Origin of the sequence: Desulfoprunum benzoelyticum (assembly GCF_014201505.1) — a bacterium.
GTDB lineage: Bacteria > Desulfobacterota > Desulfobulbia > Desulfobulbales > Desulfocapsaceae > Desulfoprunum > Desulfoprunum benzoelyticum.
The window spans coordinates 76,239-102,586 of sequence record NZ_JACHEO010000008.1; the positions used below are offsets into that span (position 1 = coordinate 76,239).

General features: G+C 65.7%; 28 protein-coding genes. 10 read left to right on the forward strand and 18 right to left on the reverse strand.

The window, feature by feature from the left end; genetic code table 11:
• Positions 1 to 113: 113 nt before the first annotated feature.
• From HNQ81_RS08550 to HNQ81_RS08590, 9 genes are all read right to left on the reverse strand, one after another.
• Positions 114 to 803: a TIGR04282 family arsenosugar biosynthesis glycosyltransferase gene (locus HNQ81_RS08550; protein ID WP_183350349.1), complete on the reverse strand. Its 690-nt coding sequence runs from the start codon at positions 801 to 803 to the stop codon at positions 114 to 116.
• Positions 800 to 1,918 (reverse strand): TIGR04283 family arsenosugar biosynthesis glycosyltransferase, encoded by a 1,119-nt coding sequence (locus HNQ81_RS08555; protein WP_183350351.1) that lies wholly within the window; start codon positions 1,916 to 1,918, stop codon positions 800 to 802. The genes HNQ81_RS08550 and HNQ81_RS08555 overlap by 4 nt, the downstream gene beginning before the upstream one ends.
• Complete coding sequence (locus HNQ81_RS08560) at positions 1,903 to 2,688, reverse strand: ABC transporter ATP-binding protein (RefSeq protein WP_183350353.1); 786 nt, start codon at positions 2,686 to 2,688, stop codon at positions 1,903 to 1,905. The genes HNQ81_RS08555 and HNQ81_RS08560 overlap by 16 nt, the downstream gene beginning before the upstream one ends.
• Entirely contained in the window at positions 2,685 to 3,488 is an 804-nt protein-coding gene (locus tag HNQ81_RS08565) for an ABC transporter permease (RefSeq protein ID WP_337833436.1), read from the reverse strand. Before HNQ81_RS08565 ends, HNQ81_RS08560 begins: the two co-directional genes overlap by 4 nt.
• A 19-nt stretch (positions 3,489 to 3,507) precedes the next feature.
• Positions 3,508 to 4,491 carry an ABC transporter substrate-binding protein gene (locus HNQ81_RS08570; protein WP_183350355.1) on the reverse strand — a complete coding sequence of 328 codons (984 nt, stop codon included), beginning with the start codon at positions 4,489 to 4,491 and terminating at the stop codon, positions 3,508 to 3,510.
• Between the two features lie 4 nt (positions 4,492 to 4,495).
• Complete coding sequence (locus HNQ81_RS08575) at positions 4,496 to 5,542, reverse strand: biotin synthase BioB (protein WP_183350357.1); 1,047 nt, start codon at positions 5,540 to 5,542, stop codon at positions 4,496 to 4,498.
• A 198-nt stretch (positions 5,543 to 5,740) separates the two neighbouring features.
• Positions 5,741 to 6,553, reverse strand: a complete 813-nt coding sequence (locus HNQ81_RS08580) for a sterol desaturase family protein (protein ID WP_183350359.1) — start codon at positions 6,551 to 6,553, stop codon at positions 5,741 to 5,743.
• Positions 6,554 to 8,077, reverse strand: coding sequence for a mercuric reductase (locus HNQ81_RS08585; RefSeq protein WP_183350361.1), 1,524 nt, complete (start codon positions 8,075 to 8,077; stop codon positions 6,554 to 6,556).
• A 129-nt stretch (positions 8,078 to 8,206) separates the two neighbouring features.
• Complete coding sequence (locus tag HNQ81_RS08590) at positions 8,207 to 8,635, reverse strand: PaaI family thioesterase (RefSeq protein ID WP_183350363.1); 429 nt, start codon at positions 8,633 to 8,635, stop codon at positions 8,207 to 8,209.
• Positions 8,636 to 8,936: 301 nt separating this feature from the next.
• Between HNQ81_RS08590 and HNQ81_RS08595 the strand changes: the two genes are divergently transcribed.
• Together HNQ81_RS08595 and HNQ81_RS08600 are read left to right on the forward strand one after the other, a co-directional pair.
• Positions 8,937 to 9,743, forward strand: coding sequence for a sugar phosphate isomerase/epimerase family protein (locus HNQ81_RS08595; RefSeq protein ID WP_183350365.1), 807 nt, complete (start codon positions 8,937 to 8,939; stop codon positions 9,741 to 9,743).
• A 29-nt stretch (positions 9,744 to 9,772) separates the two neighbouring features.
• Positions 9,773 to 10,006 (forward strand): acyl carrier protein, encoded by a 234-nt coding sequence (locus HNQ81_RS08600; RefSeq protein ID WP_183350367.1) that lies wholly within the window; start codon positions 9,773 to 9,775, stop codon positions 10,004 to 10,006.
• 15 nt (positions 10,007 to 10,021) lie between these two features.
• On the opposite strand, the gene HNQ81_RS08605 is transcribed toward HNQ81_RS08600, so the two are convergent.
• Entirely contained in the window at positions 10,022 to 12,715 is a 2,694-nt protein-coding gene (locus tag HNQ81_RS08605) for a bifunctional acetate--CoA ligase family protein/GNAT family N-acetyltransferase (RefSeq protein WP_183350369.1), read from the reverse strand.
• Between the two features lie 197 nt (positions 12,716 to 12,912).
• Here HNQ81_RS08605 and HNQ81_RS08610 point away from each other — a divergent pair, with 197 nt between their 5' ends.
• From HNQ81_RS08610 to HNQ81_RS08630, 5 genes are all read left to right on the forward strand, one after another.
• The gene (locus HNQ81_RS08610; protein ID WP_183350371.1) at positions 12,913 to 13,401 is read left to right on the forward strand and encodes an MlaD family protein; all 489 of its coding nucleotides are present in this window, start codon (positions 12,913 to 12,915) and stop codon (positions 13,399 to 13,401) included.
• A gap of 108 nt (positions 13,402 to 13,509) precedes the next feature.
• Positions 13,510 to 13,935, forward strand: a complete 426-nt coding sequence (locus HNQ81_RS08615; protein ID WP_183350373.1) for a CAP domain-containing protein — start codon at positions 13,510 to 13,512, stop codon at positions 13,933 to 13,935.
• Positions 13,936 to 13,958: 23 nt separating this feature from the next.
• A complete protein-coding gene (locus tag HNQ81_RS08620; protein WP_205240327.1) occupies positions 13,959 to 14,423 on the forward strand; it encodes a flavodoxin family protein in 465 nt (154 codons plus the stop codon).
• Between the two features lie 4 nt (positions 14,424 to 14,427).
• Entirely contained in the window at positions 14,428 to 15,384 is a 957-nt protein-coding gene (locus tag HNQ81_RS08625; protein WP_240191805.1) for an amidohydrolase family protein, read from the forward strand.
• Positions 15,371 to 18,016, forward strand: a complete 2,646-nt coding sequence (locus HNQ81_RS08630; RefSeq protein WP_183350375.1) for a sigma 54-interacting transcriptional regulator — start codon at positions 15,371 to 15,373, stop codon at positions 18,014 to 18,016. Before HNQ81_RS08625 ends, HNQ81_RS08630 begins: the two co-directional genes overlap by 14 nt.
• A gap of 28 nt (positions 18,017 to 18,044) precedes the next feature.
• Here HNQ81_RS08630 and HNQ81_RS08635 read toward each other — a convergent pair whose 3' ends face one another.
• The 4 genes from HNQ81_RS08635 to HNQ81_RS08650 form a co-directional block, all read right to left on the reverse strand.
• Positions 18,045 to 18,500, reverse strand: coding sequence for a YaiI/YqxD family protein (locus HNQ81_RS08635; RefSeq protein WP_183350377.1), 456 nt, complete (start codon positions 18,498 to 18,500; stop codon positions 18,045 to 18,047).
• Between the two features lie 90 nt (positions 18,501 to 18,590).
• Positions 18,591 to 19,019, reverse strand: a complete 429-nt coding sequence (rbp, locus tag HNQ81_RS08640) for an RNA-binding regulator (RefSeq protein WP_183350379.1) — start codon at positions 19,017 to 19,019, stop codon at positions 18,591 to 18,593.
• 272 nt (positions 19,020 to 19,291) lie between these two features.
• Complete coding sequence (locus HNQ81_RS08645) at positions 19,292 to 19,717, reverse strand: universal stress protein (protein WP_183350381.1); 426 nt, start codon at positions 19,715 to 19,717, stop codon at positions 19,292 to 19,294.
• An 11-nt stretch (positions 19,718 to 19,728) separates the two neighbouring features.
• A complete protein-coding gene (locus HNQ81_RS08650) occupies positions 19,729 to 20,469 on the reverse strand; it encodes a TerC family protein (RefSeq protein ID WP_183350384.1) in 741 nt (246 codons plus the stop codon).
• 279 nt (positions 20,470 to 20,748) lie between these two features.
• Between HNQ81_RS08650 and HNQ81_RS08655 the strand changes: the two genes are divergently transcribed.
• On the forward strand, positions 20,749 to 21,870 hold the full coding sequence (locus HNQ81_RS08655; protein ID WP_183350386.1) for a S1C family serine protease: 1,122 nt from the start codon (positions 20,749 to 20,751) through the stop codon (positions 21,868 to 21,870).
• A gap of 12 nt (positions 21,871 to 21,882) precedes the next feature.
• Here the strand turns inward: HNQ81_RS08655 and HNQ81_RS08660 are convergent, their stop codons facing one another.
• From HNQ81_RS08660 to HNQ81_RS08670, 3 genes are all read right to left on the reverse strand, one after another.
• Entirely contained in the window at positions 21,883 to 22,392 is a 510-nt protein-coding gene (locus tag HNQ81_RS08660) for a hypothetical protein (protein WP_183350388.1), read from the reverse strand.
• 300 nt (positions 22,393 to 22,692) lie between these two features.
• On the reverse strand, positions 22,693 to 23,724 hold the full coding sequence (locus tag HNQ81_RS08665; protein ID WP_183350390.1) for an NAD-dependent epimerase/dehydratase family protein: 1,032 nt from the start codon (positions 23,722 to 23,724) through the stop codon (positions 22,693 to 22,695).
• A 126-nt stretch (positions 23,725 to 23,850) separates the two neighbouring features.
• A complete protein-coding gene (locus tag HNQ81_RS08670) occupies positions 23,851 to 24,906 on the reverse strand; it encodes a radical SAM protein (protein WP_183350392.1) in 1,056 nt (351 codons plus the stop codon).
• A 314-nt stretch (positions 24,907 to 25,220) separates the two neighbouring features.
• Between HNQ81_RS08670 and HNQ81_RS08675 the strand changes: the two genes are divergently transcribed.
• Together HNQ81_RS08675 and HNQ81_RS08680 are read left to right on the forward strand one after the other, a co-directional pair.
• Positions 25,221 to 25,457 carry a type II toxin-antitoxin system ParD family antitoxin gene (locus tag HNQ81_RS08675; RefSeq protein WP_183350395.1) on the forward strand — a complete coding sequence of 79 codons (237 nt, stop codon included), beginning with the start codon at positions 25,221 to 25,223 and terminating at the stop codon, positions 25,455 to 25,457.
• A 102-nt stretch (positions 25,458 to 25,559) separates the two neighbouring features.
• Positions 25,560 to 25,874 carry a type II toxin-antitoxin system RelE/ParE family toxin gene (locus tag HNQ81_RS08680; RefSeq protein WP_183350397.1) on the forward strand — a complete coding sequence of 105 codons (315 nt, stop codon included), beginning with the start codon at positions 25,560 to 25,562 and terminating at the stop codon, positions 25,872 to 25,874.
• 248 nt (positions 25,875 to 26,122) lie between these two features.
• Here the strand turns inward: HNQ81_RS08680 and HNQ81_RS08685 are convergent, their stop codons facing one another.
• On the reverse strand, positions 26,123 to 26,341 hold the full coding sequence (locus HNQ81_RS08685; protein WP_183350399.1) for a WbuC family cupin fold metalloprotein: 219 nt from the start codon (positions 26,339 to 26,341) through the stop codon (positions 26,123 to 26,125).
• Between the last annotated feature and the right edge of the window lie 7 nt (positions 26,342 to 26,348).

Here is a 26,348-nt window from a genome sequence, read left to right on the forward strand (position 1 = left end):
GGAAGAAGAATAAACAGTGTGACGAAGATGAAGCGGGGGAGCAACTCGCCGGCAGGGAAGGTCGCACCGGGTTAAATCGTGACGGTAAAGATGGGTCGCGATACGACCTTGTCTCACCCCCTGTTCCATTCCTTGACGATCTCCCGCAGCGCCCGATTGGTCGTGGCCGCATGCGACACCGGATGGTCGGCGTATTTCCTGAGGTCATCGACCGTATCGATATCGCTCAGGGTCGGCAGCAATTGGACATCCAGTCCATAGCGGCCGCAGAGCTGCAGCGTTGCCGCCAGCACCCGGCCGCTGCTCCACGGCACCTCCTCGAAGAGCTCCGGGCGGAACCGGTCGCGCCGCAGAGCGATCAGGCAGTAGCCGCCGTCGGAGGCCGGAGCCAGGACGACATCATGGGCGGTCTGGGCCCGGGCCGCCTCGGTCAGCATGGCGCCGTGAAGGGCGGGGATATCGCTGCCGACGAGCATCACCCGGTTCATCCCCTCGGCAAAACAGTGGGCAAAGCCTGCCGCCATCCTCTCGCCGATATCGCCGCCGCTCTGGGGAACGACCTTGACGGCGGCATCGACCCAGGCCGCCGGCAGGGCGCCATCCCCCCGATCGTCATGGAACAGGTACAGCGGCAGACCGCTGGCGCGGACGGCGGCGAGAACATCGGTGACCATCGCCTGGTACAGGGTACAGGCCTGGCGCTCGCCGATGGCGGCGGCAAGCCGGGTCTTGACCCGGCCGGGAATCGGCACCCTGACGAACAGGGCGACTACGGATTGTGCGTCTTGATCTACGGTCGTCATTTTCGGTCTTTCCTTAACAGAGAGAAGATTGGTGATTCCGTCAAGCGGAACCACAAGGTCAGCACCCCCATGTACCAGACGAAGCACCCCAGGCCGACGACGGCGTCGACCGGCCGGCAGGCAAGGACAGGGGCAACGAAACGGTCATGCAGCTCGAGCAGGGGGGTCCGATGCGCCCTCCGGCCCGACTGCAGACAGACATCGACGAAAAAAAACGGCTGCCAGGCGTTCTGCCGGGCGTAGCGCCCGAGACGGTAAAATACCCGCACCGTCCCGGCCCAGCCCCAGTCGCATCGGATCATCGACCACAGCAGCGCGAAGAACGGCGACAGCCGCAGGCGGCCGGTCGCCCGTTGCTCCCGGTAGACGCCGGGGGCACGGGCAAAAAAAGAATCCATGCCGATACTGTACATCGCCATCATGATCCCCATCAACAGATAGCGGCGATGAAAACCCTCCGTCTCGAACCGCCGGGCCGAGGTCCCGATCTCTCCCGGCAGGGTCGTCCATACCCCGCTGCGGCGGATCTCCTCGGCGAGACGCTGGTCTTCGAGGTAGGGCAGACTTTCGTCGAAACCGCCAAGCTCGCGGAAAAACTCCCGGGACAACAACATCCCCTGGTCGCCGTTGGTGGTGTTGACCCGATTGAGGGCGGTCTTGGCCTCGAGGTAGCGGTAGGCCAGGCCCCGCCCCGCCGTCGTCCGCTGGAAACGCAGCGAAAAATGGCCGGCGACGCGAGGGGTGGCCGCGACCGCCCGTTGCAGGGCGGCGACGGCGCCGGCCAGCAGATCGGCCTCCGGCAGGCGCGAATCGGCGTGGAGAAAGAGCAACCATGCGCCGCGGGCCGCAGTCGCGGCCGCGTTCATCTGCGCCCCCCGCCCCCGTCGGGCGGCGACGAAGCGTCCCCCCGCCGCCTCCACGATCTCCCGGGTGCCGTCGGTCGAGCCGCCGTCACCGACGACGATCTCAAAGGCCAGCCCCTGCTGCCGCCGCAGATCGGCCAACAGCGACGGCAGGATCCCGGCCTCGTCGAGGGCGGGAATGATGATCGACAGCAGCGGCGACGCCACCGCTGCCGGCCCATCGGCCGTCGGCCCGGTCATGTCCGCAGCCATTGGCGCAACCGCGAGCAGCACGCCTGGAAGCGGCCGTCGCCGCGGTCGCGGGGGCGAGCCAGATCGATCGTCAGCTCCTCCCGGATCCGCCCGCCGTTCCGCTCCAGCACCACGACCCGGTCGGCGATGACCACCGCCTCCTGGACGTCATGGGTGACGAAGAGGATGGTCTGCCGCCGCCGGCGCACCAGATCCAGCAGCAGCTCCTGCATCTCCTCCCGGGCCTGGGCGTCGAGCGCCCCGAAGGGTTCGTCCATCAGCAGCAGGCGGGGGAAGCGGATCAGCACCCGGGCCAGGGCCACCCGCTGTTTCATCCCGCCGGACAGGGCCTGGGGCAGGTAGTCGCCGCAATCCTGGAGGCCGACCAGATCGAGAATGCGGTCGACCTCCCGCTGCCGCTGTTGCCGCGGCCAGTGCTGACCGGTCAGGCCGAAGCCGATATTCTCGCGCACCGTCAGCCAGGGGAAGAGGGCGTCCTCCTGAAAGACGACGCCCCGATCCGGCCCCGGCCGCTGTATCGGTCGACCGTCGAGGCGGCACCGGCCGGCGGTGGGGGCGAGAAACCCGGCGACGATCTTCAGCAGGGTCGACTTGCCGCAGCCGCTGCGGCCGATCAGGCACACCAGTTCGCCTTCCCGCACCGTCAGCGTCAGCTCGCGCAGCACCGGGACGACCGCGCCGTCATGGACGAAATGGTGGCTCAGGCCGGTGATTTCGAGGATGACGGGGCGACCGGCCGTCTCCAGCTCGCCATGCGTCGCCGGGATCATCGCTGCCGCCTCGCGCTCTTGAACAACAGGCGCAGCCCCGCCACCAGCAGGCGATCGCAGACCCGGCCGATGACGGCGATGAGGATGATGCCGACGAGGATGATATCGGTCTGGCCGAGCATCCGCGCATCGATGATCACCGCCCCCAGGCCGTCCGGCACCCCGGTCAGCTCGCCCAGCACCAGGTAGGCCCAGGCGATGCCCATCCCCAGGCGCAGGCCGGTGATGATATTGGGCATGGCCATCGGCAGGAGGATGGCGAAGACCCCGCGCAGCCGCGACACGCCGAGCATGGCCCCGGCCTGGTAGTAGATCGGGGCCACCAGCCGGGCCCCGGTCAGGGCATTCTGATAGATCGGAAAAAAGGCGGCCAGGGCGACGAGGAACACCGTGGTCTTGATGCCGATCCCGAACCAGATCAGGGCCAGCGGCAGCCAGCAGATGCCGGGCACCGCCCGCAGACCGGCGACGGAACTGGCGACCAGACGATTGACCAGGGCCAGGCGGCCGGAACAGATGCCCAGCGGGATGCCGAGGCCGGCGGCGATGGCGAATCCGAGCAGCACCCGGACCAGCGAGGCGGCGAGATCGCCGGCGAAACGCCCGGCATAGGGGCCGTCACCGGGGCTACCAAAGATGTAGTTCAGGCCGGAATCGAACACCGTCGCCGGCGACGGCAGCAGATAGCCCGGCGCCAGGCCGGAGGCACTCAGCCCGAACCACAGGCTCAGGGCCGCCAGCGGCAGCAGCAGCGACTGCAGCACCTCCTTGCCCGCCATCGTTCCCCTGGCCCCGTTCACCCCGCTTCTCCCAGCCGCATCACCGCCCTTCGCCTCCGCCCCGCACCTGCTCCGATCGCGGCCGCAGGTCGACACTGCCGACAAAGCGCAGGTCGAAGAGCTTGTCATAGTCGGGCTGGCGATCGATGATTCCCAACGCCTGCATCCGCTTGCCCAGGGCCCTGGCCCGACCGATGAATTCGGCATCGATCGCCCAGGCCAGCTCGATATTACCTGCCGCTTGATCGAGCACGGCGCGCGGCGTACCGAAGGACTCGGCCCTGGCCAGCCAGCGATCCCGATCCTGACGCAGCGCCTCGGTGGCCCCGGCATGGGCGTTCACCAGCCGCTGCACCGCCGCGGGCTGCCGCTCGATCATCGCCCGGGTGACAAGCAGGGCGGCATTGATCGTCCCCACCGCCCCATCGTAATAGGGATAGGAAAGGATCCGGCCGTAGCCCTGGGCCACCGCCACCGAGGGAAACGGCTCACCGGAGAGGAAGGCGTCGATCGCCCCCTGGGCCAGGGCCGTCGCCATATCGAAAAAATCGATCCGCACCAGCGTGACGTCCTGGGTCGGCGACAGGCCGGCCGCCTCCAGGGTCTCGCGCAGCAGGATCTCGTGCATCGTCCCGGGGACATAGCCGATCCTCTTTCCCCGAAGATCGGCGATGATCCGCACCGGACCGTCGCTGCGGACCACCAGGGCCGAGGCCTTGTGGCACAGGGCGGCGACCACCACCACCGGCTGACCCATGACCGCCGACTGGATCGCGTGGGCCACGGTCGTGCCGGTCATGTCGAGGCTGCCGGCGAGCAGAGCGGTCTTCTGATCGGCCGGGTTGGTGAAGGCGAAGACCTCAACCGTATCGCCGGCGGCGAGATGGTCCCGGTAGAAGAACGGCTGGATGGTCTGGGCGGTCTTCCAGGTACCGACCCGGAAATGCCCGCCATGAGCGACCTGACTCTGGCCGAACACGATACAGGCGGCCAGCACCGCGATCACCAACCGCAGCACGGTCATAACCTCACCTCGCCGCCACGGCAGGCGCGGCGGCGCCGGCGGGCGCAGCCGCCTGGAAACAGTTGGACGGCAGTTCCGGTCGCCACTCCATCTCCCACAGCATCGCGGCACAGCGGCGCAGCGACCAGCCCCGGCCCTGGCCGGTGTCGGCCTTGCCGTCACGGGGGCTGGAGCCGACCTCGGGAAAGAACAGGTTGGCCCCGGCGGTCAGCGACAGGCTGTGCGGCTCGTGGGTGCAATGGGCCCGGACCGTGTCCCCCATCACCAGCCGACTGACCGCCACCATCTGGGCCATCCGCCGCTCGCTGATCATCCCCAGCGGCTCCTTGGGCGAGCCGGGAAAATTGATCCGCCGCATGATGCCGCTGTACGTCGCCTTCTCCCGCCGGGCCAGCAGCATCAGGTCGACGATTTCGGCCGGCGAATGTTCCGGTCCCACCGGTTCGACGCAGTTCATCCACTGCAGGCCGACGTCGTGCAGCACCCGGATGGTCTCGATCCGCCGTTGCGGATTGAAGGGTGTATCCCGCCCCTCGCCGAGGCGGACGGCGTGATAAAAGCCGACAAAGCCGGCATCGAGCAGCTGCTCCCCCTCGGCGTGATTGATGTCGCGGGCGTTGGCGACGAGCGGCACCGTCACCTCCTGCTTGAGTCGGCGGCCTATCTCGAGCAGCCGGGCAAAGGGAAAGGTGCCGGTGGTCATCAGGTTGAGGGCGTCAGCCCCTTCCGCCTCCCCCTGCCGGGCCCAGGCCAGGATCGCCGCCAGCGAAAACTCGACCTTGTCGGTGAAGATCCCGGCCTGCCGGGTCAGCGAGCAGAAACTGCAGTCCATCGGACAGGGCTCGACGTTGAGGCCGATATGGAAATGCAGTTCCCCCTTGTCGCCGAAGGCGGTGCGGGACAGGTGATTGGCGCTTTCCAGCAGGGCATAGCCCTCGCGGCTGTCGGCATCAAGGTGCAGCAGCACCAGGGCCTCCTCGCCGGAGATGCCGGCCCCGTCCCTCCCCTTGCCGAGGATTTCCTCCACCCCCGGGTCAATACGCCAGCTCATAGATTCATTCCTTGCCTTCGGATTGGTGCACAGGCCCAATCACAGTCATTGTTCATTGATCACCGCCCGTCCCCCGGCCCTGCCACCTGAAGGAAAAGACGGACCTCGGACTGAACCGGCCAGGCAGGACAAAAGAAAGGAGCAGCGGCGGCGAGGCGGCGGCCAGCCCCGGAAAGAGGACCTGTGGCGGTTGCCCTGTCATTGCCCCGGCACCTTGCGGAGAAAGGGAATCTGCAGCAGCGCCCGCAGCCCGAGGTCGGCCTGGTTGCGCCACTCCCGCAGGCCGATGGTCATCCCGAGGTGGCCGTCGCGGGGCTGGGCCCGGTAGGAGCCGAACAGCCGGTCCCACCACGGCAGGTTGAAGCCGTAGTTGCTGTTGGTCTCCCGCACGATGACCGAGTGGTGCACCCGGTGCATGTCCGGGGTGACCAGCACCAGGCGCAGCCACCGATCGACTGCCGGCGGCAGGCGGAGGTTGGCGTGGCTGAACATCGAGGTGGCGTTGAGGACGATCTCGAACAGGACCACCGCCAGCGGCGAGGGGCCGAGCAGAAGAATAACCGTCAGCTTGATCGCCAGCGACAGCACGATCTCCAGCGGATGGAAGCGGGTGCCGCTGGTGACGTCGAGGTCGAGATCGGTATGGTGCATGCGGTGAATGCGCCACAGCAGCGGCCGACGGTGGAACAGGCGGTGCTGGGTGTAGATCGTCAGATCGAGCAGCAGGATGGAGGCGATGATTTCCGCCAGGCCGGAAAGCGGCAGCACGTTGAAAAGACCCCAGCCCCGCTCCTGCAGCACTGCCGCCAGGGCGAAGGGGGCCAGCGGCAGGACGAGACGGACGAGCAGGGAGTCGAGGGCGACGACCGTCAGGTTGATCCGCCAGCGCACGGCCCGGGCCACGGTCAGCGGCCGGCGCGGCCACAGCCGCTCGCCCAGCGCCAGCAGGGCCAGAAGACCGACGAAGGCCGCCAGCCGGGCGGTATCGGGATGGAAGGACAGGATCGTCACTTAGCGTCTTCTCCACTGCAGCCACCCGCCCAGCAATCGCTTCACCGTTGGGGTCAGCCGGGTGCGGTTCCAGGCGTCGGCCAGCTTCCTGATCGCCTCGGCCTGGGTCGGGTAGGGATGGATGGTGCGGCCGATCGCCGCCAGTCCGAGACCGCCGGTGATGGCCAGGGACAGCTCGCTGATCATCTCCCCGGCATGACGGCCGACAATCGTGGCGCCGAGGATCTGGTCGCTGCCGCGACGGAGGTGGACCCGGGCGAAGCCCTCGGTGTCACCGTCGATGACGGCGCGATCGACAGTCGCCAGCGGCACCGTCAGGGTGGTGATCCGAATCCCCTGCCGCTCCGCATCCCGCTCGTAGAGGCCGACATGGGCGATCTCCGGGTCGGTGTAGGTGCACCAGGGGACCACCAGCGCCGAGGCCTTCTGCCGCCCCATGAACAGGGCGTTGGCGATCAGGATGCGGGCCTGGGCGTCGGCGGTGTGGGTGAACTTGTACGGCGAGCAGATGTCGCCGGCGGCGTAGACCCGGGGGTTGCTGGTCTGGAGCCGGTCGTTGACCTGGATCCCGGAGCGGTCGTAGATGATGCCGCCCCGTTCCAGATCCAGCCCGTGAAGGTTCGGCGTCCGCCCGGCCCCGACAAGGATGGCGTCGACCCGGATCTCACCGCCCCCATCATCGCGCTGCAGGCGGAGGACCTTCTCCTCCCCCTCCGTCACCACCTCGAGAATCTTCGCCCCCGGGTACAGCTCGATGCCTTCCCGGCCAAAGACCGTCTCGATGATCGCGGCGGCATCGGCGTCCTCCCGCCCGAGTAGATGGGGCTCGCTCTCGATCAGGCTGACCCGGCTGCCGAAACGGGCGAAGGCCTGGGCCAGCTCGCAGCCGATAGGACCGCCGCCGATGACCGCCAGCCACGGCGGCAGCTCGGTGAGGGAAAACACGGTTTCATTGGTGAGATACCCGGCCGCCGCCAGGCCGGGAAGCGACGGCACCGCGGCCCTAGCGCCGGTACAGATCGCGGCCCGGTCGAAGGCCAGTTCCCGGCCGTCGACAGCGATGGTCTGCGGGCCGGTGAAGCGACCCTCGCCGATAAAGACATCGACCCCCAGTTCGTCGCGAAAGCGGCGGGCCGAATCGTGGCGGCTGAGCTCGGCGCGCAGGCGGCGCATCCGGGCCATGACCTGGGGGAAATCGCAGCGCAGGCCTTCACCGCCGACAACGCCGAATTCGCCGCTGTGACGGGATGCATGGCAGGCGCGGGAGGCACGGATGAGGGCCTTGGAGGGGACGCAGCCGACGTTGAGGCAATCACCGCCCATCAGCTGGCGCTCGATCAGCGCCACCCGGGCCCCGAGCCCGGCCGCCCCGGCGGCGCAGACCAGGCCGGCGGCGCCGGCGCCGATGACTACCAGGTTGTAACGACCGGCCGGCCGGGGGTTGACCCAGTCATGCGGATGGACGTTGGCCGCCAGGGTGTCGTTGTGGGTGTCGGACGGAGTCAGCTGCGGATGGAATGCCATGTCTTGTCTCGCTGCAGGGAGGATAGAAAGAGGCCGTTCCGCCCACCCGGAGAAGCGGGGGGTCCCATGCGCCGGCCATAACTGTACCACCTCGAGAGCGATTTGAACAGGCCTGCGTCGCCGCCACGGTCATCCCGCGGCAGGCGCCATGTCCCCCGTATCGATTCGGGTTTTCTTGCGGTATACCACGCCGGTGAAGTGGGCGACGACCTCTCCCCCTTCGGCGGTGACCAGGACATCGTAGGCGCCGATCCGTTTCGGTTCACCGACCTCCGTCGCCACGGCGTAAAGGGTCCCGGTCGATTCGCCGCGCAAAAACGAGATACTGGCATTGATCGCCAGGGCCAGCTGGCCGTGGCTGTTGGAGGCGACGGCGAAGGCCAGGTCGGCGAGGGTGAAGATCGCCCCGCCCTGGACGACATTGGCGGCATTGAGGTGCCGGTCGGCGATGACCAGGCGGGCCTTGCAATACCCCTTGCCGGCCTCGACGATCTCGACTCCGGCAAGGGCGGCGAACCGATCGCCGGCGAAAATCCTTCTTGCTTTTTCCGTATCCATATCCATATTGTCTTGAAGTTTTTTGAGATTGCTGAGGAATCAACGGGATGTGACAGGCGGGGACCGCCACCTCTCGTTGCCGGTCGACGGCGGGTCATGCCTGGGCAATGCATTCCGATCCTGCCCCGCCCTGCCGCCTGCAACCTGACCCGCCGGGAAAAACAGACGCCGTTTGGGGCGAAGGCACTCACCCGACACATCAATACCAGTATCCGGCGGCCGGCACCAGACAAACCCGACTGCACCGGCGGCGAGGTGAGGACGAATCAACCCGGAACGACATCATTTTTTGAGGACACTTATGCACTACGGCGCCATGAATTTTCCGGTTCTGCCGGTACTTGCAGAGATCGATGCCATCGCCGGGATGGGGTTCGACTATCTGGAACTGGCCATGGACGCGCCCATGGCCCACTACAGCATCATCGCCGCCAACAGGACGGCGATCGTCGACGCCCTGAAGGCCAACGGCCTCGGGCTGATCTGCCACATGCCGACCTTCGTCTCCACCGCCGACCTGACGGAGAGCATCCGCCGGGCGTCGGTGACCGAGATGCGCCGCTCCCTGGAGGTGGCGTTCGAGCTGGGAGCGACCAAGGTCGTCCTGCACCCGAGCATGGCCGCCGGCCTCGGCGCCTTCGTCGGCGCCAGGATCAAAGCGTACGCCACCGATTTCCTGGCCGAAATGGTTGAGGCCGCCCAGCAGATGCAGCTCACCCTCTGCCTGGAAAACATGTTCCCCCGCTATATGCTGGGCGTCCAGCCTGCCGATTTTGAGGAGATTTTCACCTCTTTCCCCTCGCTCAAGCTGGTTCTGGACACCGGTCACGCCCATATCGACGACCGGGGGGAGGGCCGGCTGCTGCAGCTGGTGGAGCAGTTCGGCAGCCGGATCGCTCACCTGCACTTCAGCGACAATCACGGTCGGCGGGACGAGCACCTGGCGGTGGGCAAGGGAACGGTCGATTTCGCCGGCCTGGTGCAAAAGCTGCAGGCCATCGGTTACGACGACACCCTCACCCTTGAGGTGTTCGGCGAGGATCGGCAGCTGCTGGTCGCCAGCCGGGACAAGCTGAAGGCGATGTTTGCGGGCAACGACCAGCCGTAAACCAGACTGCACTGCCAAGGAGATACAGCATGACCACATCAGAGATCAAGGCGATTGTCCTGCAGGCCATCCACCACATCGCCCCGGAGGCGGACCCCGACCGCCTCGACCCGGACGTCCCCTTCCGCGATCAGATCGATTTCGACTCGGTGGACTTTGTCAACCTCATGGAGCAGCTCCAGAAAGCTCTGGACCGCAGGATTCCGGAAATCGACTACCCCCTGCTGACGACCCTGAACGGCTGTCTCACCTATCTGCGATAAGCGGCGGCGGTGCAATCACAGCGCGAGCGAGACATACATGACCCCAGGGTCTTCCCGCTCGGCCTTGATCGAAAAACCGAAGACCCGGCAGAGCTTGAGCATGGCCTGGTTGTCGGCCAGCACCTCGCCGTAGATCTCCCCGATCCCCCGCCCGCGGGCATAGTCGATGATCCGGCGCAGCAGCATCGGCCCCAGCCCCAGGCCGGTCTTGTCATGACGCAGCAGGATGGCGAACTCGGCCTGTTCCCGGTCCGGGTCGGCGCTGATCCGCACCCCGCCGTAGAGCTCGGCGCCGCCGCCCTGATCCCGGCCCTCGACCACCAGGGCCATCTCGCGGTCATAATCGATCTGCGTCAACCGTGCCGCCAGGTCGTGGGGCAGGACATTCATCATGTGGAGAAAGCGCAGTCGGATCTCCTCCGGCGACAGGCTGGCGAAGATCTGCTGGAAACCGGGCTCGTCCTCGGGGCGGACCGGCCGGATCAGGAGTTCCCTTCCGTCCGGCAGGACCAGACGCTCCTCCAGCTCCCGGGGATAGGGCAGAATCGCCAGGCGCTCGTAGGCCGGACCTTCGGCCCTGGTCACCCGGATGCGGGCGTCGAGGGCCAGCACCCCGTGCTCGTCGGCGATGAGGGGGTTGATGTCGAGCTCGGCGATCCCGGCCAGATCGCAGACCAGCTGCGACACCTTCACCAGGGTCAGGGCGATGGCGTCCAGATCGGCCGCCGGGACCGCCCGGTAGCCCTGGAGCAGGCCGTGGACCCGGGTCCGGCTCATCATCTCGCGGGCCAGGTGCATGTTGAGCGGCGGCAGGGCCAGGGCCTTGTCGCCGATGACCTCGACGGCGACGCCGCCATGACCGAAGAGGAGCACCGGCCCGAAGTGGCTGTCGTCGACCATGCCGACGATCAGCTCATGGGCATGGGGGCGATGGATCATCGGCTGCACCGTAAAGCCGTCGACACGGGCCTCGGGCCGCAGGCCGTGGACGCGTTGAAGCATCGCCGCGGCATTGGCGCGGACGACCTCCGGGGTTTCGAGATTGAGGCTGACCCCGCTGACCTCGGACTTGTGGACGATGTCCGGCGACAGGATCTTCAGGGCCACGGCGCCGCCGATACGCGTTGCCGCCGCCGCGGCCTCCTCCGGCGAGGCGCAGACATGACTGGGGACGACGGGGACGGCGTAAGCGGCCAGCACGGCCTTGGCCTCGACCTCGGTCAGCCAGTTCCGGTCCGCCGCCAGGGCCCCGGCGACGATCTGCCGGGCGGCGTCGAGGTCCGGGGTGAAGGCCTCGGGGATCGTCGGCGGGGTCTCCATCAGCAGCGTCTGGCTGGCGCGGTACCGCACCATCTGCATGAAGCCGCGCACCGCCTGGGTCGGGGTCTCATAGGTCGGCAACCGGCTCTCGGTCAGCAGCCGCCGGGCCTCGAGGGCCGAGCCGTCCCCCATCCAGCAGGTCAGGACCGCCTTGCGGTTGTAGAGCGCCATCCTGTCCTTCAGCGTGGCGATCACCGCCTTGGCGGCGGCGGCGGCCGAGGCCACCGCCGTCGGGCAGTTGATGACGAGAACGGCATCGTTGTTGCTATCGTTCACCAGCGCCTCGAGGGCGGCGGCATAGCGGCTGCCGGGGGCGTCGCCGATGATGTCGACCGGATTGCCGTGCGACCAGGTCGGCGGCAGGACCGCGTCGAGGCGATCGATGGTGGCCGGGGCCAGATCCGCCAGGCGGCCGCCCCTTTCGATCAGGGTGTCGGTGGCCATCACCCCCAGGCCGCCGCCGTTGGTCAAAATCGCCAGGCGGTCGCCGGGGACCTGGCGGACCATGGCCAGGGTCTGGACCGCATCGAACAGGGCCTGCATGTCCTTGACCCGCAGCATCCCGGCCCGGGCGAAAGCGGCGTCGTAGACCGCGTCGGAGCCGGCCAGGGCCCCGGTATGGGAGGCGGCGGCCCGGGCCCCCTCGGCGTAGCGGCCGGCCTTGACGACGATCACCGGCTTGATGCGGGCCGCGGCCCGGGCGGCGGACATGAACTTGCGCGGGTGGGTGATCGCCTCGATATAGAGCAGGATCGCCCGGGTGGAGACGTCGGCCGCCAGGTAGTCGAGCATGTCGCCGAAATCGACGTCGACCATGTCGCCCAGCGACACGCAGTGCGAAAAACCGATCCGCCGCGAGGTCGCCCAGTCAAGCACCGCCGCCAGCACCGCCCCGGACTGGGCGACGAAGGCCAGGTTGCCGGCCAGCGGCGGGACATGGGCGAAACTGGCGTTGAGGCCGACCCCCGGGACCATGACCCCCAGGCAGTTGGGGCCGACGATGCGCAGCAGGTGGGGCCGGGCCGCGACCAGCATCGCCTGCGTGCGGGCCCGGCCGACGGCCGAGCCGCCTTCGCCGAAGCCGGCGGTGATGACGACTGCCGCGGTGCAGCCCCGGCGCCCCAGATCGTCGACCAGACCGGGGACGGTGTCGGGCGGGGTGGCGATGACCGCCAGGTCCGGAGTCCGCGGCAGGGCGGCGATATCGGGATAGGTGGCGAGGCCGGCCACGGTATCGTACTTGGGGTTGACCGGGTAGATCTCTCCGGCGAAACCGGCGCCGAACAGGTTGCCGGCCAGCACCCCGCCCACCGTCCCCGGTTTGTCGTTGGCGCCGATCAGGGCCACCGAGCCCGGGGCGAAGATATGGTTGAGATTTCTCACCGACATGACTGCCTCTCCGTGGATGGTTGGCAAGGGTACCGTGGCGGCATCGACGGCCCGCTCCACGGTGCCAGGAACAGATTCATGGTATTGAAGCGTTCCCGGCTTGTCAAGGCCTGGACACATCGACGCTGCCGTCAATCCCGCTATTGACGGCAGGCCTCCTCCTTGGGTACCTTGAAGTAAAATACTGGAGAATCGATATGAAAAAGATCTGGATCGTCCTCCTGGCGCTGGTCGTCCTCGGTGCCGCCGGCTTTGGCGGGTGGCAGCTCTACCAGCGCAGCAACAGCGTCACCGTTGTCTTTGCCGACGCCGGCGGGGTGGTTCCGGGAACCGGGGTATGGATGACCGGGATACAGGTCGGGCGGGTGCTGGGGCTGGAGATTGCCGGCGACGGCGTCGAGATGCAGGTCTTCCTCGGCAAGGAGGTGCGGCGGCAGCTGACGGAGACCGCTCTGTTCGTCATCGACCCCGGCACCGCCCAGGGTGACGGGCCGGTGCTGCGGGTCAAGGCCGGAGTCGGGGGCACGGCGCCGCTGGCGGCCAACGCCCGGGTGCGGGGGGTCAACTCCTACACCTTGTGGCAACTGGACGATTACTCGCAGAAGGTGCTGGAGTTCATCAACGAACCGCAGCTGCAGGAGGGGATCAAACGCCTGGAGCAGTTCGGCAACGAGATGAAGAAATGACGCTGAAAACGTTCAAGCGATCAAGCGTTCAAACGATCAAACGATCAAACGATTAAACGCTTGAACGCTTGATCGCTTAAACGCTTAAACGTTCCTAAAGGTTCGGGAATGAAATCGGCCACCATCCTGCTCATCCTGCTGGCGCTGAGCGCCTGCGCGGCGAAGCCCGTCCCGGTCCCGGCCGAGAACAGCGACTACAGCCAGGCCCTGCTTCAGCGGATCAACCGCTATCGCCTCGAGCACGGTCTGAACCCGCTGCGGCCCGACCCCGGCCTGGCCCGCCTGGCGAGAAGCCACTGTATCGACATGTTCCAGCGGCAAAAGATCAATCACCGCCATTTCAAGGATCGTCGGGAACAGGCCGGCAGCCGCGTCTGCGTCGAAAACGTCGGCTGGAACTACGTCTCGCCGCTGCAGCTGGTCGACGGCTGGCGGGGTTCGCGCGGCCACAACCGCAATCTGCTCGAGGACAGGATCAACCGGGTCGGTATCGCCGAGATCGGCCGCTACGTGACCTATTTCGCCTGCGACTAGCAGCCAACATCAAGGGAAGGCAAGTGGAGAGTAAAAAATCGATCCTGGTAGTATACCACTCCCAGGGCGGCACCATGGAACGGATGGCGCACCGCTTCGCCCGGGGCGCCGCCAGAGAAGAAAACATCGCAGTGATCCTTAAAAAAGCGGCCGATGCCGACCTCGACGACCTGCTGCACTGCAACGCCATCGCCATCGGCACGCCGGAATATTTCGGGACGATGGCGGGGATGGTCAAGGATTTCTTCGACCGCACCTACGAGGCCGCCCAGGAGCGGACCATCGGCCTGCCGTTCGTGATCTTCGTCTGTGCCGGCAACGACGGCCGGGGGGCGATCACTCAGATCGAGCGGCTCGCCGCCGGCTACAAATGGCACAAGGTCCAGGAGCACTTCCGGGTGGTCGGGGCCCCGACCGAAGAACAGCTGGCCGACCTGGAGGAGCTGGGACAGACCCTGGCCGCCGGGGTCGATTTCGGCATCTTCTGACGCCATGATGCTGCATCCGAACATGCCGTCACCCGATGACCGGGAAGGAGAGGCGGTTCCCGCCGGCCTTCCCGCCGTCGTCGACGCCCATGTCCACATCTTCCCCGACGCCATTTTTACCGCCGTCCGCACCTGGTTCGACCAGCATGGCTGGCGCATCCGCTACCGGCTGTCCTCGACCGAAGTGGTCGAGTACCTGCTGGCGCGCGGCGTCGGTCATGTCGTCGCCCTCCAGTACGCCCACAAGCCCGGCATCGCCCCGCAGCTGAACGACTACATGGCCGGGATCTGCCGCCGCTTCGCCGGCCGGGTCACCGGCCTGGCCACCGTCTTCCCCGGCGAGGCAGGGGCCGGGAAATTGCTGCAGCAGGCCTTCGACGCCGGTCTGGGCGGGCTCAAACTGCACGCCCACGTCCAGTGCTTCGACATGAACGGCGCCGCAATGGCCCCGCTCTACGACTGCTGCCGCCGCAACGGCCGGCCGGTGGTGATGCATGTCGGCCGGGAACCGAAGAGCGAGGCCTACCGCTGCGACCCGTACGTGTTGTGCAGTGCCGACAAACTGGAGCAGGTGCTGCGGGATTTCCCGGGCCTCAAGGTCTGCGTCCCCCACCTCGGTCTCGACGAGATCGCCGCCTACCGGCAACTGCTCGAGAAATACGACAACCTCTGGCTCGACACGACGATGGCCCTGGCCGGCTACTTCCCGCTCCAGGAGGACATCGACCTTCGCCGCTACCGCCCCGACCGGATCATGTACGGCTCCGATTTCCCCAACATCCCCTACGCCTGGGACCGGGAACTGAAGAAGCTGGCGGCCGCCGCTCTCCCGCCCCACCGCCTTCAGGCCCTGCTGCATGGCAACGCGAGCGAGTTCTTCGGCCTGGCAGGGATATCGAAGGCCGCCGGAACCGGCGAGAACACGCAACTGCAACGGAATGCGGCCCATGCCCGAACATGACGCCCTGATACCGAACCTGTACAGGTCGGCTCTCTTCGAGGATGTCAGCCGCGAAGAGGTGGAGCGGATCATCGCCGCCGGGCGCTGGCGGACCGTCGAACAGGGCCGCTACGTCTACCGCCAGGGTGAAAGCGACTGCCATTTCTATATCATCGCCGCCGGCGAAGCCGAACTGACGATGAACGCCGACGGCAGCGACCAGCTCCTCGTCAGCCATATCGGCGCCGGCGGTCATTTCGGCGAAACCGCCCTGCTGACCAGCAGCGCCCACAGCATCAATGTCCGGGCCCTGACCGATCTCTCCCTGCTGTGTTTCGACGCCGAGGCCTTCAACCTTCTGCTGCTGGCCAACCAGGTCATCCAGCGTCAGCTCTGCATCGGCCTGGCCCGCCGGCTGCGGATCTCCTACCATGACCACGCCGGCGCCCTGACAAAGGTCAAATACACCCGCCGCAGCTCCGAGCACAACCTCGACCCGACCTTCATCTCGGAACCGGCAGCGACGGCGGAACCGGCAGGACCCAGGTCGGGGCGGCAGCGCCAGGAACAGCTGCCGGAGTCGACGATCGCCCGGCAGGTCATGGCCGCGGCAAAACGCTTCAGCCCCTCCCTCGCCCCGGTGCTGATCACCGGTGAGAGCGGGACCGGCCGCCGCATGGCCGCCTACGAGATCCATCGGGCCAGCGCCCACGGGGCCGGGCCGTATTTCGAGGTCGATGTCCGCAATTTCGATTCCGGCCAGCTGGAGGTCGAACTGTTCGGCAACGACCGGGAAGCATTCGCCTTCTCGCTGATCGACCGGCTCGGCGTCTTCGGCCGATCGCCGGAAGGCACGGTCGTCCTCTACAACGCCGAACTGATGGAGCCTGACTTCCAGCGCCAGCTGGCGGCCATCATCAAGAGGGGCCTCTTCATCAAGGTCGCCGGCGACGTCAAAATCCCTCTCCGCTCCCGGATCATCCTGATCTGCAACGATACGCCGAGGATGGAGGACGGTCACAACCGGCTGCTGCCGACGCTCTACGCCCTGGTCGCCGACCGCCATTTCCGGATGGCCCCGCTGCGCGCCCACCGCCGCGACATACCGCGGCTGATTCAGTACTACCTCCAGCGCTTCAGCCGCCAGTACGGCAAGTCCATCACCCGGGTCGACGACCAGACCCTCGGCAGGTTCATGAACTACGACTGGCCGGGGAACCTGACCGAAATGGCCGGCGTGCTGCAGCGGGCGGTCATCCTCGGCCGCAACCACGAGCCCCTCAGCAGCCAGATCCTGCTCGGCATGCCGAAGACCGAGGGCAAGTGGGAGTTCAACCTGCTGCGGCTGCGCCTCGTCCGCTCCTTCATCACCAGCCGGTTCTACCCGCTGCTGCCGAAGGCCCTGGTCGGAATCTGCTTCGGCCTGGTGCTGGTCGCCCTGATCTTCGGGCCGGCGGAACCGGAAAAAAACATCGGCCTCACCCTCAGCTGGGTCGTGGGCTGGCCGTTGATGATCTTCTCCTTCTTTTTCCTGGCCCGCACCTGGTGCAGCGTCTGCGGCCTGTCGGTGCCCGGCTGGCTGGCGCAGTCGGTGTTCAAGCCGGAGAGACCGACCCCGGCGTTCATCCGCAAGTACTCCGGGTGGATCATGACCGGGCTCTGCACCCTGCTGTTCTGGATCGAGATCACCTGGAACGCCTCCCGGTCGCCACTGCTCACCGCCGGGATCATCACCGCCATCACCGTGGGGGCGCTGGGGTTCAGCATCTTCTTCAAACGCCGGGTATGGTGCCGCTACATCTGCCCGCTCGGGGCGATCAACGCGATCTTTTCCATGCCGTCGACCCTGGAACTGCGCTCCAACACCCACATGTGCATGAACCGCTGCACCGACCATGTCTGTTATACCGGTGACGACACGTCCCCCGGCTGCCCGATGTTCCGCCACCCGTTCCTGGTCGACAACAACCGCGATTGCATCCTCTGCGGCCAGTGCATCAAGAACTGCCGGCTCGACTCGATCCATCTCAATCTCCGCCTCGCCCCCCAGGAGCTGTGGAACATGCAGTCGCCGCGTCTGGAGGACAGCATCCTGGTGATCGTTCTGGCCGCGATCTTTTTCCCCTTTGCCGTCAGCCTCAAGCATCCCGAGACGATCGCCGGCTGGGCCGCCACCGCGCACGGCCTGGGCCTTCCCCACAGCCCGGCGCTGGTGTCGAGCATCTTCTTCTACGCCTCCATTCTTCTCTACATCGGCGGGGCGGCGCTGCTGTCGCAGTTCATGGCCCGGCTCACCGGCAACAGCTGGAAGGCGACCGCCTCGATCTTCGGCTACGGCATGATCCCGCTGGTGCTCAGCGCCTTCATGGCGGCGCATCTGGAGATCTTTGCCGGCGGCCTTCGCCTGCTGCCGGCCAACATCCTCGATCTCCTCGGCAGCAGTGGCGATTACAGCGACCCCCGGATCATCAGCCCCGACGCCACCTTCGTCCTCCAGGCCATCACCGTGGCCGGCGGGTTGATCGCCGCCCTCTACGCCTCGCAGCGCATCATCAAACGGCTGCTGGTCGCCCGCCGCTACTCCCTGAAGATGTTCGCCCTGCCGGCCTTCTGCCTCTGCCTCTACGCTGTCGCCAGTCTCTGGCTGGTCTGATCAAGGGGGCCCAGCATCGCCGCCGCCGTCACCGGCGCCTGGCCTGCGCCGTCAACCAGGCATCGAGGCGGTTGGCAAAGGCCTGACGGTCGCTGTGCAGAAAGGCCGCCGGGCCGCCGGTCTCGACGCCGGTGGCCCGCAGGTCCTCGAGAAAATTACGGACGCTGAGCCGAGAGCCGATGCTCTCGGATGAATAGATCTCGCCACGCGGATCAAGGGCGTGACCGCCCCGCTCCAGGACCGCCGCGGCGAGCGGGATATCGGCGGTGATCACCAGATCGCCGGGGGCGAGCCGCTTGACGATCTCCTGGTCCGCCACATCCCGGCCACTGGCGACGCGAAGGGAGGAGAGATAGGGCGAGCGGGGGAGCTGGAGCAGCCGGTTGGCGACAAACACGGTCTCCACCATCGCCCGCTCCGCCGCCCGCACCAGGATCTCCCGGATCGGCCGGGGACAGGCGTCGGCATCGACCCAGATCCGCATGCTCAGGCCGTGCCTGGGGCCGGAGAAAGGCTTCGTCGCACCACCTGCCCACGCACGAGCCGGGAAGCCCCCACCAGAACGAGGCCGGGGTCAGCGATCGCCGCCGCGACCGCCACGTCCGCCGCTGTAGCCGCCTTTGCCGCCACCGCTGCCATAGCCGCCCTTGCCCCCTTTGCCGCCAGTGCCGCGACCGCCATAGCCGCCCTCACCACCGCGGCCGAAGCCGCCGCCCCCGCCCTTGCCGCCGCCGTAACCGCCGCGATCGTCGCTCCTCTTTTCCGGTGGCCGGGCCTCGTTGACGACGAGCGCCCGACCTTTGATGTCCTTGCCGTTGAGGCCGTCGATCGCGGCCTGGCCCTGTTCCTTGGTGGCCATCTCGACAAAGCCGAAACCCTTGGAGCGGCCGCTGAACTTGTCGGTGATGATGGCGACCGATTCCACCTGGCCGAATTGACCGAAGGCCTGCCGCAGGTCATCCTCCTGCACTTCATACGACATATTCCCTACATAGATCTTCATTGCATACTCCTTTTGATTGGCGTGGTGGTCGAGCGTTCAACTCCAGGATACGTATCACCATGAAGTTATAAAGGAATCCTGTCTTCATGTGTTTTTTCGTCTGCCAGCGTGGCCGGGGCCCTCGCCACGGCTGGTTTAAGATCTCTCCCTGCGGTCGAGATGACAGCGGGAGAAGGTCGAGATGACAGCGGGGGAAGGTCGCAATGACAGCCTCCACACTGTCATGTATTTGGTCGCGATGACAAGAGGGGACCGCCTTGCCCTTCCCCCTGTCACTTCACCAGCAGCACCGGGACGGGGGAGTCCCTGAGCACCTCACGGGCCACCGACCCCATCAGGACCTCGGCCAGGCCGCCGCGGCCATGGGTCCCCATGACGATCTTGTCGACGCCGCGTTCCCGGGCGAAGCGCACGATGGTCTCGGCCACCCGACCGACGGCGATGTGATGGCTGCAGGGCAGCCCGGCGCCCTCGAACCGCGCCCGGGCGTCGGCCAGGGCGGCCAGGCCTTCCTCGCGGTGATAGGCATCGACATCGTCCTTGGACACGAACATCCGCGCATGGCCGGAGGCAATGGGGATCTGGACGTTGAGGAGGAAAATCTCCAGCACCGCCCCGCTGGCGGCCAGGTCCAGCACCTGGTTCACCGCCCGCTGGGCGTGGGCCGAACCATCGATCGGGATCAGGATCTTCAGCATAGTCGCCTCTCTTATTGGTTATCGGCAGGTTTCGCGGGCGAGCCCTCCGCCGCCAGATCGGCCAGCGGCGCCGCCACGACAACCCGGCGCCGGGCCAGCAGCGTGCCGACGGCGACCACCAGCAGCGCCCCGACCGCCGAGACCGGATAATGCAGCCACTCCGGGGTCCCGACCAGCCAGGGTGCGACCTTGACGTCGGTGACGATCATACCGCCGGCAATCCACCCCAGCAGCGCCCCGCCCAGGGTGATGACCGCCGGAAAGCGATCCATCAGCTTCAATACCAGCCTGCTGCCCCAGACGATGATGGGGATGCTGATCGCGATGCCGGCGATCACCAGCCCCAGGTGACCCTTGGCGGCGCCGGCGACGGCGATGACGTTGTCGAGGCTCATGACCGCGTCGGCGACAATGATGGTCCTGATCGCTCCCAGCAGGCTGGCGCTGCCCTCGATCCCGGCATGGCCGCCCTCCTCTTCCGGCTGCAGCAGCTTGACGCCGATCCACAGCAGCAGCAATGCCCCGACGACCTTGAGATACGGCAGCATCAGCAGCTGCAGGGCGAAGAAGATCAGGACGATGCGCAGACCGATGGCGCCGACCACGCCCCAGGCGATGCCTTTTCTGCGCTGGTGGGGGGGGAGTTTGCGGCAGGCGAGGGCGATGACCACGGCGTTGTCGCCGCCGAGCAGGATGTCGATGGCGATGATCTGCGGCACCGCAAGCCAGAAATGGGAATCCATCAAATCCATCAATTGTCCTCGGGAAGACGCTGCCGCCGCAACCGGGCCGAACGCTCAGATTTCCTCAACAGCTTCCAGCTTGTTTTCCGGTGTTTTCAGAGATGCCTTCCCCGCCGCGAAAAGGCGGAGAACATGCGGCATCGGGTTCAAACCGACATAGTAACCACTCAGGAAAAAAAGAAAGGAATTTATTTTTCCGGCGAAAAAAATAAATCCCTCCCCTCTCTTCTGTGGTACTGTCGCGAACAGCCGGCCACCGCCCGGCAACGGACCACAATCGATACCTCCATGAACATGCAAACACTCCTCAGACCGCTTCTGCTCACCGTTCTCTGCCTCCTGTTTGCCCTCCGGCCGGCGCCGGCCTTCAGCGGCGAGACCGGCGGCAACACGATCGCCGCCCTCGCCGCGACCGCCGAGGCCTTCAACGCCGTGGCCGAACGGGTCAGGCCGGCGGTGGTCTACATCCATGTCAAGAAGATCACCGAGGCGACGGATCGGGATGGCGCCGCCGGGAACTTTCTCGACGACCCGGCGCTGCAGCGCTTTTTCGGCGAGTCGGCGGACGCCAACGACCGGGACCGCGAGGCCCGGAACACGAGCTACGGTCACGGCTCGGGCTTCATCATCAACGATCGCGGCGCCATCCTCACCAACGCCCACGTCATAAACCACGCCGCCGAGATCACGGTCCGCCTCGGCGACCGGCGCGAGTTCACGGCCACGGTCATCGGCCTCGACAAAAAATCGGATGTCGCCCTGATCAGGATCGAAGCCGACAACCTGCCGGTTTTGCCCCTCGGCGACTCTTCGACGCTCAAGGTCGGGGAATGGGCCCTGGCCATCGGTTCCCCCTTCGAGATGGTCCAGACCGTCACCGCCGGCATCATCAGCGCCACCGGCCGCAGCAGCGTCGGGATCAGCGAGTACGAGGACTTCATCCAGACCGACGCCGCCATCAACCCCGGCAACTCGGGCGGCCCGCTGGTCGACATCCACGGCCGGGCGATCGGCATCAACACCGCCTATCTCACCCAGACCGGCGGCTACATGGGGGTCGGCTTCGCCATTCCGATCAACATGGCCAGGACGATCGCCGAACGGCTGCAGCAGGACGGCCGCATGACCCGGGCCTGGCTCGGGGTGGGACTGCGGGACCTGCCCCCCGACCGGCAACCGACCGCCGGGGACGGCGCCGCCGTCATCAGCCGGATCGACGCCGGTTCGCCGGCCGCCCGCTCCGGCCTGCAACAGGGCGACGTGATCGTCACGATCAACGGCATCACGATCGCCGGGGCCGCCGATCTCCGCAACCGGATCGCCCTCAGCCCCCCGGGGTCGACGGCGACTGTGGGCTACCGCCGCGATGGCCGGCAGCGCCTCGTCACCGTCGTGCTGGGCGAGAAGTAGCCCTGCCGCCGGCTATCTGCGGCCGCAGTCACCGCGACAATCGCGATTGATGGTCCCTGGGGGACAGGGGCGGTTATGCTGGTAGTCCCAGCGGGTGCAGTCGGGGGTCCGGTCGTAGCGATACCGGCTGTTGTCGCCCCAGCCCGGCTGGTTACGATAGCGGTCATCACGGTACCATCGCTCCTCACGGTACCGCCGATCGTCGTTGTACCGGTAGCGCCCATCGCCGTCGTTCCTGTTCCGATAATCGCGATCGTACCCTCGCCCCCCGCAGGGGATATTGCTCTGACAGGTGCGGTAGCGCCCGCCCGAAGCGTCGTCGCAGTAGGTCGCAAACCGCTGCCCCGGCCGGCACACCGCCCGGTTGGTATCCAGCCCGATCGCGGCGCAGGGCCCGCCGGCGCCGGGGCTGTAGTTTGGCAGGACCCGCCAGGCGCCCGAACACTCGGCCGCCGATGCCGCCGACGCCATCAGCGTCAGGGCGATCGCCAGGGTGAAACCGAAAAACACCGTCCTGTTCATAAGATTCCTCCTTCCGTATCGCTACGGTTGTTGATCACGGGCGGAAACCGCCGGATCTTTGCTGGTTCCATCGACAATCCCGTTGTTTCGCGAATGGCGCTGTTGACGAGATAATCTTACGCCTTCGCGCTACCCAATGCAAAGAGACACCAGCCTCTTTCGTTCTCTTTATAGCCGCTCGGATGACAACAACCTAGAGGACATCAGGAGAAACGGGGTCCGGAACCGCCTGATATCGCTGCCATGTCGGGTTCATGTCGGGTCCATGTCGGGTCCTGAAAAAAGGGGTGGATTGTTGTCTCACCCCAATTTGTTCCAGTACCAGCCGGCGATCCGGTCCAGCCCGGCCTGCACCGAGAACTGCGGCTCGTAGCCGAGAAGATCCTGCGCCCTGGTGATCGCCGCCAGCGAATGGCGCACGTCCCCCCGCCGGAAATCCCGGTACTGCGGCTGGACCTCCCCCGCCTTCGCGTCGAAGCCGGCCACCCGGTCGCGGATCAGGGCAAACAGCTCGTTGAGCGACGTCCGGGCCCCGAAGGCGACGTTGTACACCTGGTTCAGCGTCGCCTCGTCCTTCGCCACCGCCGCCAGCAGATTGGCCTGGACGCAGTTGTCGACAAAGCAGAAATCCCGGCTCGTCTCACCATCGCCGTTGATATAGACGGTTTCGCCCTGGATCAGGGCGGCGAACCATTTGGGGATGACGGCGGCATAGGCGCCGTCGGGGTCCTGCCGCTGGCCGAAGATGTTGAAATAGCGCAGGCCGATCGCCTTGAAATCGTAGGTCCGGGCGAAGACGTCGGCATAGAGCTCGTTCACCAGCTTGGTCACCGCATACGGCGACAACGGCCGGCCGATCCGGTCTTCCCGCTTCGGCAGATCGGGGTGATCGCCGTAGGTGGAACTCGAGGCGGCGTAGACCAGCCGCCGCACCCCGGCGTCCCGCGCCGCCACCAGCATATTGAGAAAACCGCTGATATTGTTGGCGTTGGTCAGGCACGGGTCCTCGATCGAACGCGGCACCGAGCCCAGGGCCGCCTCGTGCAGGACATAGTCGACATCACGGCAGGCGCGGCGGCAATCGTCGAGGTCGCGGATATCGCCCTCGATGAAGGTGAACCGGCGCCACTGATCGGCCGTCACCAGCGACTGCACCTCGTCGAGGTTGTGGCGGTAGCCGGTGGAGAAATTGTCGAGGCCGACGACCCGCTGATCAAGTCGCAGCAGGTTTTCCAGCAGATGGGAACCGATGAATCCGGCAACCCCGGTCACCAGCCAGGTGTGTTTTTCCGTCAACAGCCGCCGGCGGAGGGCGTCGTAGCGCGTTGTCATGATGTTTTCCAGTCTGTGGTTTGTGTATTCTTTCCTGTCGTTGCGACCTTGTCGCCCCTGTCATCTCGACCTCCCCCCTCTGCCTTCACCAGGGCGAGGCGCAACGGCGCCGGTCGTCCGGCGGCTTCACCACCGAACGGGGAATCGCCCGGTCTGCCGACCGAAGCTCAGGCCGAGGCGAATCCGTTCCAGCACCTTGTCCTTTTCCTCCGGGAACTGATAGCCTTCATAGTCGTGGCTGAAGACCAGGTCGCCGTCGGGGGCCCGCCAGGAGTTGCCGACATGGTCGAAGCAGACCTTGGAGGTGACGTCCAGGGCCGATACCATCAGCTCGATTTCCCGCAGCTGGTCCTCCGGGGTCTGCAGCGTCAATGTCCCGGCCCGATACTGATCGTACATCGGCGTGCCGGGAAGCGGCCGGAAGGGTCGGGAGCGGATATAGTGGGGATTGATCGCATTGAGCGCCCGGGCGGTGTTGCGGGCATGCTGCTCCGACAGATCCCGGCCGCCCAGGCCCGGCATCCAGTATTCCGACACCTGGAAGCCTGCCGCTATCGCCTTCCGGCCCCCGAGGATGAGCCCCTCGGCATCCACCCCCTTCTTGACCTGCTTGAGCAGCTCGTCGTCGCCGCTCTCCATGCCCAGATGCAGCCGGTCCAGTCCCGCCGCCCGAATGGCCTGCAGATCTTCCGGCGACCGCTGGGCCAGGGTCCGGGCCCGGGCATAGGTGGTGATCCTGGTGATCGAAGGCAGGGTCGATTTCAGATAGGTCAGGGCCTGGATGAGATCGCCGGGGGGCATGATCAGCGAGTTGCCGTCCTGGAGAAAGGCGGTTCTGCCGCCGGAAAGCAGCCATTCGATCAGCATGTGCGCCCCCTGATGGTCGATGAGTCCAGGGACACGGCCGAACAAGGCCCGGATGGCCTCGCCGGTGATCCGGCCGTTGTGGCCAAGGCGGATCGATTCGGCCACCAGATCACCTGCCAGGGCGGCCATGGCATCGATGTCGGCTTTGATCTCCTCGAGGCTGCGCAGCTGGAACTTTTCCGTCTTGTACATGGAGCAGAACGTACACTGGTTCCAGGGGCAGTTGCGGGTAAAACGGACGAGGAGGGAAGAACTGCCGCCTTCACTGGGGGGGCGGTAGATACCGGTTTCAAAATGATAATCGTTTGTCGTCATGGGTTCTCTCTTGGAATTACGGGAACGGATTGTTGCCGTCTTTCACTATACGAAGAAATCTAGATAAATAAAGGCCCGGCTGGCCTCCGGCGCCGGCAGGGGATCCAGCAGCGCCGCGGTTGATATTGAAAACTTCCAGGAAGTCGAGCACATAGTCAATCTCGCAACGGAACAACCTTCGCAAAACGAGATTTCTCACTGCGCTTCGAAATGACAGAGGGGATGTCCCTTTCTCCATACCTTTCCCAAAACATTGGCAAAGATTGCCATAGATGCTATATTTTCAGTAAAGACAATCAACGAGGAGGAACAGCATGGCGACCCTGAACATTTCTATGCCCGATGAAATGCGAGCATTTATCGAAGCTCGTGTCCGCATGGGAGAATATCAAAGTGCAAGTGATTATCTGCGTGACCTGATCAGACACGACCGGGAAGAAACGGAGCGGCTTTTGGTCGAAGGAATAGAAAGCGGGGCAACACGGCCACTTGATCTGGCCGACTTGAGGAAGAAGGCGCAATCCATCCTCAAACAAGAACAAGCGCGGTAAGCAGTCGTCAAACAATAACCGTTACCCAGAAATACCTATCCGACATACGTGGCCGCGCCAAGATGGTGAAAAATATAACAGCTAGTTCGTAACAGCCCCTGAATGGCAGAAATTCATATAACGCCAGCGGCCGAGAATGATCTCATCACCATCTGGCTCTATATCGCACGGGATAATCCGGAGGCCGCCGACCGTGTTTATCAAGCGGTAGAGGACACTTTCGAATCACTCGCCTCCCTGCCGCACATAGGCCCGTCATATCAATCCAAACGGGCACAACTGAAAGGTGTACGCTTCTTTTCCGTCAGCAAGTTTCAAAGCTATGTGATCTATTATCGAGAATACCCCAAAGGCATAGAAATCATTCGCGTTCTGCATGCCCATATGAATAAGCAAAGACGATTGAAGCCGAAGTGAAACAGGCATGAGATCTCGACCTTCCCCGCTGTCATCGCGACCTACCCCGCTGTCATCTCGACCGCAGGGAGAGATCTTTGCAGGATCAGATCTCAGCGAAAAGACAAGATTTCTCGCTTCGCTTCGAAATGACAGCGGGGGGAGCATCCCGGCCTACGCCCTACCGGGAACAACGAGATTTCTCGCTTCGCTTCGAAATGACAGCTCCAACCCTCCCCACCAACCTCCGCAGATACTCCCCCGCCCCTTCACTCCCCTCCGCCGGGGTCGAAGACGATCACCTCGTCCACTTTCCCCATCCCATCGAAAATAAATGCCGCCATCCGCCCGCGCACCCTGACAAACCTTTCCTGCTTCGGCGGCGTCAGCTGCCGATGCGGCCGGATGTACGATCCCGGCTCCATGGCGTTCAGCAACCGCTGGCAGGGATCGTCGAGACTGGCATGGAGGTTGTAATCCTGACGCAACCCTACC

Coding starts and splice junctions, on each gene's coding strand:
- HNQ81_RS08550 (WP_183350349.1), bottom strand. CDS start 803: ATGACGACCGTAGATCAAGACGCACAATCCGTAGTCGCCCTGTTCGTC.
- HNQ81_RS08555 (WP_183350351.1), bottom strand. CDS start 1,918: ATGGCTGCGGACATGACCGGGCCGACGGCCGATGGGCCGGCAGCGGTG.
- HNQ81_RS08560 (WP_183350353.1), bottom strand. CDS start 2,688: ATGATCCCGGCGACGCATGGCGAGCTGGAGACGGCCGGTCGCCCCGTC.
- HNQ81_RS08570 (WP_183350355.1), bottom strand. CDS start 4,491: ATGACCGTGCTGCGGTTGGTGATCGCGGTGCTGGCCGCCTGTATCGTG.
- HNQ81_RS08575 (WP_183350357.1), bottom strand. CDS start 5,542: ATGAGCTGGCGTATTGACCCGGGGGTGGAGGAAATCCTCGGCAAGGGG.
- HNQ81_RS08585 (WP_183350361.1), bottom strand. CDS start 8,077: ATGGCATTCCATCCGCAGCTGACTCCGTCCGACACCCACAACGACACC.
- HNQ81_RS08590 (WP_183350363.1), bottom strand. CDS start 8,635: ATGGATACGGAAAAAGCAAGAAGGATTTTCGCCGGCGATCGGTTCGCC.
- HNQ81_RS08595 (WP_183350365.1), top strand. CDS start 8,937: ATGCACTACGGCGCCATGAATTTTCCGGTTCTGCCGGTACTTGCAGAG.
- HNQ81_RS08600 (WP_183350367.1), top strand. CDS start 9,773: ATGACCACATCAGAGATCAAGGCGATTGTCCTGCAGGCCATCCACCAC.
- HNQ81_RS08605 (WP_183350369.1), bottom strand. CDS start 12,715: ATGTCGGTGAGAAATCTCAACCATATCTTCGCCCCGGGCTCGGTGGCC.
- HNQ81_RS08610 (WP_183350371.1), top strand. CDS start 12,913: ATGAAAAAGATCTGGATCGTCCTCCTGGCGCTGGTCGTCCTCGGTGCC.
- HNQ81_RS08615 (WP_183350373.1), top strand. CDS start 13,510: ATGAAATCGGCCACCATCCTGCTCATCCTGCTGGCGCTGAGCGCCTGC.
- HNQ81_RS08625 (WP_240191805.1), top strand. CDS start 14,428: ATGATGCTGCATCCGAACATGCCGTCACCCGATGACCGGGAAGGAGAG.
- HNQ81_RS08630 (WP_183350375.1), top strand. CDS start 15,371: ATGCCCGAACATGACGCCCTGATACCGAACCTGTACAGGTCGGCTCTC.
- HNQ81_RS08635 (WP_183350377.1), bottom strand. CDS start 18,500: ATGCGGATCTGGGTCGATGCCGACGCCTGTCCCCGGCCGATCCGGGAG.
- rbp (WP_183350379.1), bottom strand. CDS start 19,019: ATGAAGATCTATGTAGGGAATATGTCGTATGAAGTGCAGGAGGATGAC.
- HNQ81_RS08645 (WP_183350381.1), bottom strand. CDS start 19,717: ATGCTGAAGATCCTGATCCCGATCGATGGTTCGGCCCACGCCCAGCGG.
- HNQ81_RS08650 (WP_183350384.1), bottom strand. CDS start 20,469: ATGGATTTGATGGATTCCCATTTCTGGCTTGCGGTGCCGCAGATCATC.
- HNQ81_RS08655 (WP_183350386.1), top strand. CDS start 20,749: ATGAACATGCAAACACTCCTCAGACCGCTTCTGCTCACCGTTCTCTGC.
- HNQ81_RS08660 (WP_183350388.1), bottom strand. CDS start 22,392: ATGAACAGGACGGTGTTTTTCGGTTTCACCCTGGCGATCGCCCTGACG.
- HNQ81_RS08665 (WP_183350390.1), bottom strand. CDS start 23,724: ATGACAACGCGCTACGACGCCCTCCGCCGGCGGCTGTTGACGGAAAAA.
- HNQ81_RS08670 (WP_183350392.1), bottom strand. CDS start 24,906: ATGACGACAAACGATTATCATTTTGAAACCGGTATCTACCGCCCCCCC.
- HNQ81_RS08675 (WP_183350395.1), top strand. CDS start 25,221: ATGGCGACCCTGAACATTTCTATGCCCGATGAAATGCGAGCATTTATC.
- HNQ81_RS08680 (WP_183350397.1), top strand. CDS start 25,560: ATGGCAGAAATTCATATAACGCCAGCGGCCGAGAATGATCTCATCACC.